This is a genomic window from Agrococcus terreus (assembly GCF_014645235.1).
In the GTDB taxonomy this organism is placed as follows: Bacteria; Actinomycetota; Actinomycetes; order Actinomycetales; family Microbacteriaceae; genus Agrococcus; species Agrococcus terreus.
In genome coordinates this window covers 1278879-1293152 of the sequence record NZ_BMLM01000001.1, presented here as the reverse complement: position 1 = coordinate 1293152, position 14274 = coordinate 1278879, and the positions used below count along the sequence as shown (strand labels likewise).

General features: G+C 74.0%; 10 protein-coding genes. 7 read left to right on the top strand and 3 right to left on the bottom strand.

Going from position 1 to position 14274, the window contains the following annotated elements; all coding sequences use genetic code 11:
• The first annotated feature begins 400 nt into the window (after positions 1-400).
• A complete protein-coding gene (locus IEW90_RS06260) occupies positions 401-811 on the top strand; it encodes a DUF4383 domain-containing protein (RefSeq protein ID WP_188717136.1) in 411 nt (136 codons plus the stop codon).
• Positions 812-852: 41 nt separating this feature from the next.
• Positions 853-1341 (top strand): hypothetical protein, encoded by a 489-nt coding sequence (locus tag IEW90_RS06255; protein WP_188717134.1) that lies wholly within the window; start codon positions 853-855, stop codon positions 1339-1341.
• Positions 1342-1365: 24 nt separating this feature from the next.
• Here IEW90_RS06255 and mnmA read toward each other — a convergent pair whose 3' ends face one another.
• The gene (mnmA, locus tag IEW90_RS06250; RefSeq protein WP_188717133.1) at positions 1366-2499 is read right to left on the bottom strand and encodes a tRNA 2-thiouridine(34) synthase MnmA; all 1134 of its coding nucleotides are present in this window, start codon (positions 2497-2499) and stop codon (positions 1366-1368) included.
• Between the two features lie 89 nt (positions 2500-2588).
• Between mnmA and IEW90_RS06245 the strand changes: the two genes are divergently transcribed.
• The gene (locus IEW90_RS06245; RefSeq protein WP_229679516.1) at positions 2589-3425 is read left to right on the top strand and encodes a glycosyltransferase family A protein; all 837 of its coding nucleotides are present in this window, start codon (positions 2589-2591) and stop codon (positions 3423-3425) included.
• Positions 3422-3997 carry a DUF2238 domain-containing protein gene (locus IEW90_RS06240; protein WP_188717131.1) on the top strand — a complete coding sequence of 192 codons (576 nt, stop codon included), beginning with the start codon at positions 3422-3424 and terminating at the stop codon, positions 3995-3997. The genes IEW90_RS06245 and IEW90_RS06240 overlap by 4 nt, the downstream gene beginning before the upstream one ends.
• Here the strand turns inward: IEW90_RS06240 and IEW90_RS06235 are convergent.
• Positions 3994-5130 carry a cysteine desulfurase family protein gene (locus IEW90_RS06235; RefSeq protein ID WP_188717129.1) on the bottom strand — a complete coding sequence of 379 codons (1137 nt, stop codon included), beginning with the start codon at positions 5128-5130 and terminating at the stop codon, positions 3994-3996. The genes IEW90_RS06240 and IEW90_RS06235 overlap by 4 nt on opposite strands.
• Positions 5131-5147: 17 nt before the next feature.
• Between IEW90_RS06235 and glgX the strand changes: the two genes are divergently transcribed.
• Entirely contained in the window at positions 5148-7289 is a 2142-nt protein-coding gene (gene glgX, locus IEW90_RS06230; RefSeq protein ID WP_229679515.1) for a glycogen debranching protein GlgX, read from the top strand.
• Between the two features lie 13 nt (positions 7290-7302).
• On the opposite strand, the gene glgP is transcribed toward glgX, so the two are convergent.
• Positions 7303-9846, bottom strand: a complete 2544-nt coding sequence (gene glgP / locus IEW90_RS06225; RefSeq protein WP_188717126.1) for an alpha-glucan family phosphorylase — start codon at positions 9844-9846, stop codon at positions 7303-7305.
• 60 nt (positions 9847-9906) lie between these two features.
• On the opposite strand from glgP, the gene IEW90_RS06220 reads away from it, so the two are divergent.
• Both IEW90_RS06220 and glgB read left to right on the top strand, forming a co-directional pair.
• Positions 9907-12042, top strand: a complete 2136-nt coding sequence (locus tag IEW90_RS06220; RefSeq protein ID WP_373284726.1) for an alpha-1,4-glucan--maltose-1-phosphate maltosyltransferase — start codon at positions 9907-9909, stop codon at positions 12040-12042.
• The gene (gene glgB, locus IEW90_RS06215; RefSeq protein ID WP_188717124.1) at positions 12039-14195 is read left to right on the top strand and encodes a 1,4-alpha-glucan branching protein GlgB; all 2157 of its coding nucleotides are present in this window, start codon (positions 12039-12041) and stop codon (positions 14193-14195) included. The genes IEW90_RS06220 and glgB overlap by 4 nt, the downstream gene beginning before the upstream one ends.
• Positions 14196-14274 lie beyond the last annotated feature (79 nt).

Below are 14274 nucleotides of genomic sequence, written 5' to 3'. Positions count from 1 at the left end.
CAGTGCGTCTGCCATACGGACCAAATGAGGCCACGCCGCTCTCGGTATCTCCTGCAGCGCACCCGCTTGACGAACCAGCGATCGACTGACGCTCTCGGACTCAAACTCGAACTCGACGCTATGTGACAGCGCCTGGACGGCGGACGCGCTCAGAGCGAGATGCGCCCAGGATGAACTGAGTTCGTGGTCGCGATCTCCCGCGTTGCTTCGCGAGGCGGGACTTCCGGCGTCTGTGCTCACGGCTCCCATCATGCACTCAGCCTCCGACGAGATGCTGTCCCCCTCGGAGCGTACGCTCAGGGAACGTCCACCATCCGAAAAGGCCGGTGCCTCGAAGCACAGGAGACACTCCCCGTCGATCCGACGAGGGAGCCTGCCGGTCCTGACCCTAGGAGGAGTCATGTCCCAGTCCCCCAACCGCCTCGTGGCAACCATCTTCGGCGCCGTCTACCTGCTGGTGGGCGTCCTCGGCCTGTTCGTGGCCGGCGGCAACTTCATCGGCCAGGAGGGCGGGCTGCTGCTCGGCATCTTCCAGGTGAACCACCTGCACAACATCGCGCACCTCCTCATCGGTGCCGCGCTGCTGACCGCCGGCCTGCGCTCGACGCCTGCCGCCAAGGGCACGAACACGACCGTGGGCGCCGTCTACCTGCTCCTCGGCATCGTCGGCTTCTTCATCGCCGGCACCGCCGCCAACATCCTCGCCCTCAACACGGCCGACCACATCCTGCACCTCGCCTCGGCGATCGTGCTGCTCGGCGCCGGCCTCGCGCTCGACAAGAGCTCGGCCACGGCCCGCCCGGCCGTCTGAGAGGACCAGGCATGGATGCGCTGACGAGGCTCTGCGGAGCCGTGGCAGCGCTCGGCGCGGCGCTCATCGCGATCGCGGTGGGCGCCGCCGCCGTCCCCTGGCTGGCCGTGCCGCTCGTCCTGAGCGGCGCGGGCCAGCTGGCGGTCATGGTCGCCGCCTTCCGAGGCTGGCGCTGGCCGCTCCCCGCGGTGCTCGCACCGCTCGCGGCGCCCACGGCACTCTGGCTGCTCGCGCTGCTCGCCTCGCCCGAGGGCGCGGCCACCCTGCCGCTCGTGCCGATGCTCGCCGAGTCGGTCCTCGCGCTCGCCGCGGCCGTCGCCCTGCTCGTCGACCGCCGCATCGGCGCCGACCCCGCGCGGCGCACCGCAGAGCCCCGCCCCCTCGCCGCGCTGCTCTCGCTCGCCGCGGTCGCGACCGTCGTCGCGGGCGTCGCCACCCCGGCCCTCGCCGGCACGCACGCGGGATCGCTCGCGCAGCCGCACGGCGAGCACGGCCTCACGCTCGACGTCGACGAGCACGGCGGGCACTGACCGGTCGCGGTCCGCGACCGATCCCTACGCCGTCACGGCCTCGGTCGACACCGTCTCAGCAGGCACCGTCCCAGCAGAGACCGTCCGGTCGATCGTGCACTGGCCGAGCACGCGCGCGCCCAGGTAGAGCACGGCCGACTGCCCGGTCGCGACGCCGTGGAGCGGCTCGGCGGCCTCCACCACGAGCTCGTCGCCGACCATCCGCGCCCGCGCGGGCACGGGGTCGGCGTGGGCACGGATCTGCACCTCGATGTCGAGGCCCTCGTCGAGGCCCGGATGCGGCGCGCCCGCGTGCGAGATGCGGCTGCCGGCGATCGTCGAGACCGCGAGCGCCTCCTTGGGCCCGACGACCAGCTGGCGGGTCGACGGCTTCACCTCGAGCACGAAGCGCGGGCGGCCGTCGGGCGAGGGCACGCCGAGCGCGAGCCCGCGCCGCTGCCCCACCGTGTAGCCGTGGACGCCCTCGTGGCTGCCGACGACCGCGCCGTCGCGGTCGACGACCTCGCCCGGCTCGGCGCCGAGCCGCTCGGCGAGGAAGCCGCGGGTGTCGCCGTCGGGGATGAAGCAGATGTCGTGGCTGTCGGGCTTCTGCGCCAGCAGGAAGCCGCGCTCCGCCGCCTCGGCGCGCACCTCCGCCTTCGAGGGCGTGCCGGCGAGCGGGAACCAGCAGTGCTCGAGCTGCGCGGCGGTGAGCACGCCGAGCACGTACGACTGGTCCTTGGCCCAGTCGGCCGCGCGGTGCAGCTCAGGGCCCTCGGGCGTGCGCTCGACGCGCGCGTAGTGGCCGGTGACGACCGCGTCGAAGCCGAGGCCGATCGCGCGGTCGAGGAGCGCCTCGAACTTGATGCGCTCGTTGCAGCGCAGGCACGGGTTCGGGGTGCGGCCGGCGGCGTACTCGTCGACGAAGTCCTGCACCACCGCGTCGTGGAAGCGCTCCGAGAAGTCCCACACGTAGAACGGGATGCCGAGCGCGTCGGCGACGCGGCGCGCGTCCATGGCGTCCTCGACCGTGCAGCAGCCGCGGCTGCCGATGCGGAGCGTGCCGGGCATGCGGCTGAGCGCGAGGTGCACCCCGACCACCTCGTGGCCCGCGTCGACGGCGCGCGCGGCGGCGACGGCGGAGTCGACGCCGCCGGACATCGCTGCCAGCACCTTCATGCGCGCCTCCTCCGCTCAGCCCGCGCCGCTCGCCCCGGACGTCCCGAGGTCTCAGCCTCCAGGCTACCGAGCGTGCCAGGCTGGGGGACATGGCACCGGATGCCCCGAGCGTGAGCGTCGTGATCCCGGTGCGCGACGACGCCGCTGCGCTCGAGCGCTGCCTCGCGCGCCTCGCCGCCCAGGCCGTGACGCCGCTCGAGGTGCTCGTCGTCGACAACGGCAGCGTCGACGGCAGCGCGGCCGTCGCACGCGCAGCGGGGGTGACCGTGCTGCACGAGGACGAGCCGGGCATCCTGGCCGCCGCCGCGCGCGGCTTCGACGCCGCGTCGGGCGACGTGCTCGCGCGCTGCGACGCCGACTCCGTCGTGCCGCGCGACTGGGTCGCCCGCATCCGCGACGCCTTCGCCGCCGACCCCGAGCTCGACGGGCTCACGGGCCCCGGGCGCTTCCACGACCTCCCCGCCCCGTGGTCGGCGGTCGCGAGCGCCGCCTACGCCGCCGGCACCTTCGTCGCCGCGGGCGCCGCGATCGCGAACGTGCCGCTGTGGGGCTCGAACATGGCGATCCGCCGCGAGCGGTGGCACGCGCTCGCCGACCGCCTCGACCGCACCGACCCGCACGTGCACGACGACCTCGCGATCGCGATGGCCCTGGGCCCGCGAGCCCGGGTGCGGTTCGACCCGAGGCTGCGGGTCGCCGCGGAGGGGCGCATCTTCCGGTCGCCCGCCGACGCGCGGCGGCGGGTCGCGCTCGCGATGCGCACCTTCCGCCGCGGCTGGGCGGTCGAGGGCGGGCCCGGCGAGCGCTGGGCGCGACGCCTGGGCGGGCGCGCCGGCGACGGGCTCGCCGACCGCGCGGCCGCGCGCCGCCTGCGGCTCGGCCCGCCGCCGGAGGGCCGGGCGCCCGAGGGCAGGAGGGCCGCATGAGCCGTCACTCGATCGTCGCCGAGCAGCGGGGCCTCCGCCCCGGCGACGTCGCTCGAGCGCTCGCGCTCGCCTCGGTGCCCCTCGCGCTCGTCGTCTCGGACGGCCCCTCGGCCGCGGCGATGGCCCTCGCTGCCTTCGGCGCGGGGATCGTGCGCCTCGCGGGGATGCGGCCGATCCCCGACATCGTCACGCAGGCGGTGCTCGTCGGCGCGGCCTGGTGCGCGGCGCTCGACCTCTACGACGCGATCCCCTGGCTCGACCTCGCCGTCCACCTCGCCTCCGGCGTCGTGCTCGCGCTCCTCTGCCACGCCCTGCTCGTGCGGTCGGGGATGCTGCAGGAGGGCGATCGGCGCCGCGACGGGTGGGCGCGGGTGCTGCACGTCACGAACGCGGTGCTGCTGCTGGGGCTGCTGTGGGAGCTCGGCGAGTGGGCGGGCCACGTGGGCATCGACGCGGGCATCGGCGTCGGCTACGAGGACACGCTGAGCGACCTCGTCGCCGACGTGCTCGGCGCGCTCGCAGCCGCCGCGGTGCTCGAGCGGCGGGCGCTGCTGGGCCGCGGCCGGCGCTAGGCGAGGGCGCGCGTCCGGGCGATCGCGGCAGGCAGCGCGGCGAGCAGCGCGTCGACGTCCTCCGCGGTGGTCGTCCGCCCGAGCGACAGGCGCAGCGGCGCGACGCCCTCGAGCCCGCACGCGCGCACGACGTGCGACTCGCGCGCGACGCCCGCCGAGCACGCGGAGCCGTTCGAGACGGCGAACCCCGCCTCGTCGAGCAGGAACTGCAGCGCCTCGCCCTGGGCCGGCCTGCCGCCCTCCCCCTCGACGACGAGGTGCGCGATGTGCGGCAGCCGGTCGTCGGCGGCGAGGATGCGCACGCCCGCCAGGCCCGCCACGGCGTCGAGGATGCGGTCGGTCAGGGCGCGCAGGCGCTCGGCCTCGGCGTCGAGCTCCGCGACGGCCTCCTCGAGCGCCAGCGCGAGCAGCGAGGCGCCGAGCGCGTCCTGCGTGCCCGAGCGCAGCCCGCGCTGCTGGCCGCCGCCGTGGTGGAGCGCCTCGAGGCGCGCGTCGCGCCGCACGAGGAGCGCGCCCGCGCCGTGCGGGCCGCCGACCTTGTGGCCGCCGACGCTCAGCAGCGCCGCCCCGGTCTCGGCGAAGCGGATCGGTACCCGGCCCACCGCGCCCACCGCGTCGAGGTGCAGCGGCACGCCCGCCGCGAGCGTCGCCTCGGCGACCTCGTCGACGGGCTGCATCGATCCCAGCTCGTTGCTCGCCACGAGCATCGTCGCGAGCGCCGCCCCCGGCAGCGCCGCCGCGAGCGCCGCGGCATCCGTCACGGCGTGCGCGTCGACCCCGATCCAGCGCACCTCGGCGCCCTCGCGCTCGAGCCACTCGACCGCGTCGAGCGTCGCGTGGTGCTCGGCGACCGGCACGACGAGCGCGCCGCGCTCCCCCGCGCGGCCCGAGGCCCACCACGTGCCCTTGAGCGCGAGGTTGATCGACTCCGTGCCGCCGGAGGTGAGGACCACCTCGGTGGGATGGGCGCCGAGCGCCGCCGCGATCCGCTCGCGCGCGTCCTCCAGCACGGCGCGGGCGCGCTGGCCGGCGCGGTGGGTGGAGGCGGGGTTGGCGAGGGGCTCCGCAGCCGCGAGCGCCTCGCGGACCGACACGCGCATGGGTGTCGCCGCCGCATGGTCGAACAGCCGCACCCCCTTACCCTAGAGCGGTGCCACCGACCGAGCCCGCGCAGGCCTCCTCGCAGGTCTCCGTTCCCCGGCCCGGCATCGAGCCGACCGAGCACGGGCACCGGCTGACGGTCTGGTCGCGCCACGCGACCCGCATGGAGCTGCGCGTCTTCGACCCGCACGATCCCGACTGGCTGCTCGAGGCCGTGCCGATGGAGCGGATCGGCGAGGTCTTCACGATCGACAGCGAGCTGCTGCGCACCGGCACGCCGTACGCCGTCGGCGTCGACGGACCCCAGGGGCCGCGCCACTCCTTCGACTGGCACCGCAACGCCCTGCCGCCGCACGCGCACGGCGTCGTCCGCACCCCGCACGGGCAGCACCGCGCCACCGTCGTCGACCACGCCTTCGACTGGGGCGGCGTGCAGCAGCCGGTCGTCCCGCCGTCGCGCCAGGTGATCTACGAGGCGCACGTGAAGGGCCTCACGAAGCTCAGCCCGCACATGCCCGCCGAGCTGCGCGGCACCTACGCGGGGCTCGCGCATCCGGCCACCATCGACTACCTGCGCGAGCTCGGCGTCACCGCCGTGCAGCTGCTGCCCGTGCACCTGTTCGTCTCGGAGCAGCGGCTCATCCACCAGGGCCGCGTGAACCACTGGGGCTACAACACCCTGAGCTTCTTCGCGCCCCACAGCGCCTACGCGTCGCGCCGCGCGCAGTTCGACGGCACGGGCGGCGTGCTCCGCGAGTTCAAGGGCATGGTGCGGCTGCTCCACGAGGCGGGCATCCAGGTGCTGCTCGACGTCGTCTACAACCACACCGCCGAGGAGGGCCGCGGCGGCCCGCCCTCGAGCCTCCGCCTCATCGACGACGCCTCGTACTACCGGCAGGACGACGAGGGCCGGATGATCGACTGCACCGGGTGCGGCAACACGATCGACTACGCGCTGCCCGCCGCGCAGGACCTCGTCGTCGACTCGCTCCGGTACTGGCACCGCGAGATGCAGGTCGACGGCTTCCGCTTCGACCTCGCGCCCGTGCTCGGCCGCGGCGCCGACCTCCGCTTCGACCCGCAGCACCCGCTGCTGCGCCGCATCCTCGACGACCCCGAGCTCCAGGGCGCCACGATGATCGCCGAGCCCTGGGACGTCGGCCCCGACGGCTGGCAGACCGGCCGCTTCCCCGCCGGCTTCGGGGAGTGGAACGACCGCTACCGCGACACCGTGCGGCAGTTCTGGCTCAGCGACGCCCGCGCGTTCCGCCACGGCGGCGAGGGCTCGACGGGCGTCGGCCCGCTCGCGCACGCGCTCTCGGGCTCCGAGGGGCTCATCGCCGCCGAGCGCGGGCCGCTCGCGAGCGTCAACCTCATCACCGCCCACGACGGCTTCACGCTCACCGACCTCGTGCGCTACGACCGCAAGCACAACGAGGCGAACGGCGAGGACAACCGCGACGGCGCCGACGACAACCGATCCTGGAACCACGGCGTCGAGGGCCGCACCGACGACCCGGAGATCCAGCGCGAGCGCCGCCGCTCCATGCGCAACCTGCTCGGCACGCTGCTCGTCTCGGCCGGCACGCCGATGCTGACGATGGGCGACGAGTTCGGCCGCACGCAGCGCGGCAACAACAACGCCTACTGCCAGGACTCGGCGCTCACGTGGATGCCCTGGCACCGCAAGCCGTGGCAGGAGGCGTTCCTCGTGCAGACGCGGCGGCTGCTGCGGCTGCGCCGCGAGCACCCCGCGCTGCGCCCGCTCGAGTACGGCCGCACCGGCCAGCGGGTGGCGGGATCGAGCCGCCTCGACTGGTGGAACGCGCAGGGCGAGCGCATGACGATCGACGACTGGGACCACTCCCGCGACCGCACGATGCAGATGGTCGCCGAGTCGACGCCCGTCGAGGAGGGCTACTCGCGCGTGCTCGTCGTCGTGCACGGCTCGCCGCGCGACGCCCTCGTCACCACCCCCGTGCCCGACGGCGCGACCGAGCTCGAGCTGCTGTGGGACTCCGCCGACGACGAGCACCCGCACGAGCGCATCGCGCCCGGCGCGCGCATCCAGGTGCCGGCGATGAGCCTGCGCGTCTACGCGGTGCACGGCATGCCCGCGGCGGGCGCGCCGGAGGCGACGGTCAGCGTCGTGCGGACGCCGCCGTCGCCGCCGGCGGGCTCGGAGCGGTGAGCCTCAGCGAGCGCTAGGCGCGGGCATACGCCACGAGGCCGAGCTCGGCGTGGGAGGCGAGCATCGGATGCGTCGGCACGACGCGGACCGTGTAGCCGAAGGTGCCCGCGCGGGGCACGGCGATGTCGGCCTCGAAGGCGGTCGTGCCGTCGTCGGGCGCGGCGCCGGACGGCGCGAGCGGGTAGGTGCGCGTGCCGCGCAGCTCGCCCTCCTCCGAGACGGCGCCGGCGACGACCTCGACCCGCACGTCCCGCGGGTCGAGCGCGCCGAGCGCTACGTAGGAGCGCACGCGCACCGTGTCGCCCACGACGGGTGGCACGTCGACGCCGTGCACCTCGACGTGGCGCACCTCGACGCCGCCGAAGCCGTCGCGCACGCGCCCCGTCCAGGCGGCGAAGGCGCGCGCCGGGGCGCGGTCGTCCGCCGCGGCCGCCGTGACCGCCGCCGCCGCGGGCGCGTAGAGGCGCGTCACGTACTCCGCGAGCATGCGCTCGGCCGAGAGCTCGGGGCTCAGCGTGCCGAGCGTGTGCCGGATCGACGCGATCCACGCCGTCGGCAGCCCGCGCTCGTCGCGCTCGTAGAAGCGCGGCGCGACCTGCCGCTCGATGAGCTCGTACAGCGCGTTCGCCTCGAACGCGTCGCGCTCGGCGGCGTCCATGTGCTCGTGCGCCGAGGGGATCGCCCAGCCGTTCTGGCCGTCGTAGTACTCCTCCCACCAGCCATCGAGGATCGACAGGTTGAGCGAGCCGTTGAGCGCCGCCTTCATGCCGCTCGTGCCGCACGCCTCGAGCGGGCGGAGGGGGTTGTTGAGCCAGACGTCGCAGCCCGGGTAGAGCGACTTCGCCATCGAGATGTCGTAGTTCTCGAGGAACACGAGCCGACCGCGGACCTCCGGCTCCTGCGAGAAGCGCACGAGCTCCTGGATGAGCGCCTTGCCCGCCTCGTCGGCCGGGTGCGACTTGCCGGCGATGACCAGCTGCACCGGCCGCTCCGGGTCCGTGAGGATCGCCCGCAGGCGGTCGCGGTCGTGGAGCATGAGGGTGAGGCGCTTGTACGTCGGCACGCGGCGCGCGAAGCCGATCGTGAGCACCTCGGGGTCGAGCAGCTCGTCGACCCACGAGGGCGCCACGCCCTCGTTGCGCTCGTGCTTGCGGCGCGTGCGCTCGCGCGCCTCCGCCACGAGGTGCTCGCGCATCTCGCGCCGCGCGGCCCAGATCGTCTCGTCGGAGACGGTCTCGGACGCCCAGTCGCAGCGCGTCGTGTCCTGCGTGCCGAGCTCGCGCTCGGCGAGGCGCTTGAGGGTCGGCGACGTCCAGGTGGGCGCGTGCACGCCGTTCGTCACGGAGGTGATGGGCACCTCCTCCACGTCGAAGCCCGGCCAGCGCGACTGGAACATCGAGCGGCTCACCGCGCCGTGGAGCTTCGAGACGCCGTTCGCGCGCTGCGCGATCGAGAAGCCGAGCTGCGCCATGTTGAAGATGGCGGGGTCGTCCTCGCGGCCGAGCTCGAGCACGCGGCCCACGTCGACGCCCGGCACGAGCTCGTGCGTGAGGTGGCGGCGCACGAGCTCGACGTCGAAGCGGTCGATGCCGGCAGGCACGGGTGTGTGGGTGGTGAACACCGTGCCCGCGCGCACGACCCGTAGGGCCTCGTCGAACGAGAGCCCCTCGCCGATGAGCTGCGAGATCCGCTCGATGCCGAGGAAGCCGGCGTGGCCCTCGTTGGAGTGGAAGACGGGCGGCACCGGCGCCCCGGTGAGCTCGGCCCGCTTGGCGAGCGCGCGCACGCCGCCGATGCCGAGCAGCAGCTCCTGCTGGAGGCGGTGCTCCCCCGTGCCGCCGTACAGGCGGTCGGCGACGCCGCGCAGGTCGTCGTCGTTCTCGTGGATGTTCGTGTCGAGCAGCAGCAGCGGCACGCGGCCGATCGTCGCCTGCCAGATGCGCGCGTGCAGCTCGCGGCCGCCGGGCAGCGCGAGCGAGACCGTGGCGTGGCGCCCGTCCTCCTCGCGTAGGATCGTGAGCGGCAGGCCGTCCGGGTCGAGCACCGGGTACGACTCCTGCTGCCAGCCCTCGCGGGAGATCGCCTGGCGGAAGTATCCCGCCTGGTAGAAGAGCCCGACGCCGACGATGGGCACGCCGAGGTCGCTCGCGGCCTTCAGGTGGTCGCCGGCGAGGATGCCGAGGCCGCCGGAGTACTGCGGCAGCGCGCTCGTGATGCCGAACTCGGGAGAGAAGTACGCGATCGACTCGGGCGCGCCCTCGACCGACTGGTACCAGCGCGCTTGCGACAGGTAGTCGTCGAGGTCGTCGGCGAGCGCATCGACGCGCGCGACGAACGCCTCGTCGTCGGCGAGCTCGGCGAGCCGCTCGGGGCCGACCCTGCCGAGCAGCTGGACGGGATCGTGGCCCGTCGCGCGCCAGCCCTCGAGGGAGATCTCCCGGAAGAGGTCGCGCGTCGGCTCGTGCCACGACCAGCGCAGGTTCGACGCGATGGCGTCGAGCCGGGCCAGCGGGGCAGGCAGCGAGGTTCGGACGGTGAACTTGCGGATCGCTCTCACGCGGCCGAGCCTAGCGGCGGCTGATGGCCGGTCGCAGGAGCGCTCGCTAGGGTCGGATCCGTGGCGACCCAGATGGATGTCCTGTCCGGCCGGATCCCGGTGCTCGACCTCGCTCCGCAGCAGCCGGGCGACCGATTCCCCGCGAAGGCGGTGGTGGGCGACGTCGTGCCGTTCTCGGCCGTCGCGTTCCGCGAGGGGCACGACCGGATCGGGGTCACGCTCGTGCTGCGCTCCCCCTCGGGGAAGGAGCAGCGGCACTCGATGCCCCCCGTCGGCGACGGCTTCGACCGGCACCGCGCGCTCGCGCAGGTCGACGAGCAGGGCGAGTGGACGTGGCACGTCGAGGCGTGGGCCGACGAGTGGGCGACGTGGCACCACAACGCCGAGATCAAGATCGCAGCCGACATCGACGCGGAGCTCATGGCCACGATCGGCGCGCAGCTGCTCGTGCGCGCCGCCGACGAGACGGCGCCGGCTCCCGCCTCCGCGCAGGCCGCCGCGCCCGCGCGCAGCGGCGCGCCGAAGCCCGCGCGGAGCGCGAGCACCGCGGCCCGGAGCACGGCCCCGGCCGCGAGCGCGGCGCCCGCCGTCGACCCCGCCGCCGCGGACGACGCCGCGACCCTCCGCCGCGCCGCCGAGCGCCTCGCCGACCGCTCCACCCCCGTGCTCGAGCGCTGGGCCGCGGTGAACGCGCCCGACGTGCTCGCCGCCGTCGACCGCCGCAGGCCCCGCTCGCTCGTCACGGCCTCCGAGACCCTCCGCCTTCGCGTCGAGCGCACGCGCGCGGCCGTCGGCGCCTGGTACGAGCTCTTCCCGCGCTCCGAGGGCGCCGTCCGGAACGACGACGGCACCTGGACCTCCGGCACGTTCCGCACGGCCGCCGAGCGCCTCCCCGCCGTCAAGGAGATGGGCTTCGACGTCGTCTACCTGCCGCCCGTGCACCCCATCGGCGAGGTGAACCGCAAGGGCCCCAACAACACGCTCACGCCGCAGCCCGGCGACCCCGGCAGCCCCTGGGCGATCGGCTCGAAGCACGGCGGCCACGACACCATCCACCCGGACCTCGGCACGGTAGCCGACTTCCGCGCCTTCGTCGGCCGCGCGGGCGAGCTCGGCCTCGAGGTCGCGATGGACCTCGCGCTGCAGGCGGCGCCCGACCACCCCTGGGTCACCGAGCACCCGGAGTGGTTCACGACCCTCCCGGACGGCACGATCGCGTTCGCCGAGAACCCGCCCAAGAAGTACCAGGACATCTACCCGGTCAACTTCGACAACGATCCCGAGGGCATCGTCGCCGAGGTGCTGCGCATCCTCGACCAGTGGATCGGCTGCGGCGTGCGCATCTTCCGCGTCGACAACCCGCACACCAAGCCGCTGTGGTTCTGGGAGCTCGTGATCCGCGAGACGAACGCGCGCCACGGCGACATCGTCTTCCTCGCCGAGGCGTTCACGCGCCCCGCGATGATGCAGGCGCTCGGCAAGGTCGGCTTCCAGCAGTCGTACACGTACTTCGCGTGGCGCAACACGAAGGCCGAGCTCGAGGAGTACCTGCGCGAGGTCACCGGCCCGCAGGCGGCGTGGTTCAAGCCCGCCTTCTGGGTGAACACGCCCGACATCCTCACCGAGTACCTGCAGTTCGGCGGCGTGCCCGCGTTCAAGGTGCGCGCCGCGATCGCCGCGACCGCCGTGCCCACGTGGGGCATGTACGCCGGCTACGAGCTCATCGAGGACGTCGCGCGGCCGGGGGCCGAGGAGGCCATCGACAACGAGAAGTACGAGTACAAGGCGCGCGACTGGGAGCGGGCGGCCCGCAACGGCACGACGATCGCGCCGTACATCGCGCGGCTCAACGAGATCCGCGCCCAGCACCCCGCGATCCGCCAGCTGTGGGCGCTCGACGTGCACTGGTCGGACGACGACAGCGTGCTCGTCTACTCGAAGCGCGTCGAGGGCCGCTTCACCGAGAGCGGCGAGGACGACGTCATCCTCGTGGTCGCGAACGTCGACCCGCACTCGGCGCGCGAGACGACCGTGCACCTCGACCTGACCAAGCTGGGCCTGCAGCCGGGCGAGCAGTTCGAGGCGCACGACCTCATCACCGGCCAGACCTGGACCTGGAGCGACCACGACTTCGTGCGGCTCGACGCGTTCGTCGAGCCCGCGCACATCATCCACGTGCGGAAGGCGAGCGCATGACCCTCGACGAGAACGCCATCCAGCGCCTCACGGGCGGCGCCGACCCGCAGCCGCACGACCTGCTCGGCGCCCACCCGGACCCCTCCCTCCCCGATGGCGACGGTCACGTCGTGCGGGCGACCCGGCACCTGGCCAGGGCCGTCACCGTCGTCGGCGCCGCAGAGACCCCGATGGAGCACGTCGGCCACGGGCTCTGGGAGGCGCGCGTCGCCGGCCCGGTCGCGCCCTACCGGCTGCGCACGGAGTACGACGACGGCGCCGTCCACGAGGCCGACGACCCGTACCGCTTCACGCCGGCGCTCGGCGAGCTCGACCTCCACCTGTGGAGCGAGGGCCGGCACGAGCAGCTCTGGAAGGTGCTCGGCTCGCGCCTGCGCGAGCACGAGGGCGTCGCGGGCGCGGCGTTCGCCGTCTGGGCCCCGAACGCCTACGCCGTCCGGATCGTCGGCGACTTCAACGACTGGGTCGGCCGCGCGCACCCGATGCGCACCATGGGCCGCTCGGGCGTGTGGGAGCTCTTCGTGCCGGGCGACCTGGAGCACAGCGCCTACAAGTACGAGATCCTCACCGATCACGGCTGGGTGACGCGCGCCGACCCGATGGCCCGCTACACCGAGGTGCCGCCTGCGACCGCGTCGAAGGTCGGCACGAGCCGCTTCGCGTGGAGCGACGACGACTGGATGGCCTCGCGCGCCGCGCGCGACCCGCACAACGCGCCGATGTCGATCTACGAGCTGCACTTCGGCTCGTGGCGGCCGGGGCTCTCGTACCGCGAGATGGCCGACGCGCTCATCGAGCACCTCGAGGAGACGGGCTTCACGCACGTCGAGTTCATGCCGCTCGCCGAGCACCCCTTCGGCGGCTCGTGGGGCTACCAGGTCACCGGCTACTACGCGCCGACGAGCCGCTTCGGGCACCCCGACGACCTGCGGTACCTCATCGACCGCCTCCACCGCGCCGGCTACGGCGTGATCATGGACTGGGTGCCCGGCCACTTCCCCAAGGACGAGTGGGCGCTCGCCCGCTTCGACGGCCGCGCCCTCTACGAGCACCCGGATCCGCGCCGCGGCGACCAGCCCGACTGGGGCACGCACGTGTTCGACTTCGGCCGCCCGGAGGTGAAGAACTTCCTCGTCGCGAACGCGATCTACTGGATGGAGGAGTTCCACATCGACGGCCTCCGGGTCGACGCCGTCGCCTCGATGCTCTACCTCGACTACTCGCGCAAGGACGGCGAATGGCTGCCGAACGTGCACGGCGGGCGCGAGCACCTCGAGGCCATCGCGCTGCTGCAGGAGACGAACGCGACGGTCTACCGCCGGCACCCCGGCGTCATCATGATCGCCGAGGAGTCCACCTCGTGGCCCGGCGTCTCGAAGCCGACCAGTGCGGGCGGGCTCGGCTTCGGCATGAAGTGGAACATGGGCTGGATGCACGACACGCTCCAGTACATGGCGGTCGACCCGATGTACCGCTCGCACCACCACCACGACATCACGTTCTCGTTCCTCTACGCCTTCTCGGAGCAGTTCGTGCTGCCGATCAGCCACGACGAGGTCGTGCACGGCAAGGGCTCGCTGCTCGGCAAGATGCCGGGCGACCAGTGGCAGAAGCTCGCCTCGGTGCGCGCGTACCTGACGTTCATGTGGGCGCATCCGGGCAAGCAGCTGCTGTTCATGGGCCAGGAGTTCGGGCAGCCGAGCGAGTGGAGCGAGGCGCGCGGGCTCGACTGGTGGATCCTCGACCAGCCGGTGCACCGCGGCCTCATGTCGCTCGTCTCGCAGCTGAACCGCACCTACCGCGAGCACGACGCCCTGTGGGCGCGCGACAACGAGCCCGGCGGGTTCGAGTGGATCGACGGCGGCAACTCCTCCGACAACCTCATCGCGTTCCTGCGCTGGGGCGAGGGGCCGGATCCGATCGCCGCGGTCGTCAACTTCTCCGGACGCCCGATCGAGGGCTACCGGCTCGGCCTGCCGTTCGCGGGCGAGTGGGAGGAGCTCGTGAACTCGGACGCGTCCGAGTTCGGCGGCTCGGGCGTCGGCAACCTCGGCGCCGTCCGCGCCATGGACGAGCCGTGGGGCGGGCGGCCCGCCTCGGCGACGATCACGGTGCCGCCGCTCGCGGGCCTGCTGCTGCGGCCGAAGCGCTGACCGACGACGAGAGGCCCCGCTCCAGCTGGAGCGGGGCCTCCGTCATGCGGGCCGGCCGACGGCCGCGAGGCTCCGTCCG

What these genes read in the sequence shown, in the direction of transcription:
- mnmA (WP_188717133.1), bottom strand. Translation starts at nt 2,499, where the DNA reads ATGAAGGTGCTGGCAGCGATGTCCGGCGGCGTCGACTCCGCCGTCGCC.
- IEW90_RS06240 (WP_188717131.1), top strand. Translation starts at nt 3,422, where the DNA reads ATGAGCCGTCACTCGATCGTCGCCGAGCAGCGGGGCCTCCGCCCCGGC.
- glgB (WP_188717124.1), top strand. Translation starts at nt 12,039, where the DNA reads ATGACCCTCGACGAGAACGCCATCCAGCGCCTCACGGGCGGCGCCGAC.
- IEW90_RS06260 (WP_188717136.1), top strand. Translation starts at nt 401, where the DNA reads ATGTCCCAGTCCCCCAACCGCCTCGTGGCAACCATCTTCGGCGCCGTC.
- IEW90_RS06245 (WP_229679516.1), top strand. Translation starts at nt 2,589, where the DNA reads ATGGCACCGGATGCCCCGAGCGTGAGCGTCGTGATCCCGGTGCGCGAC.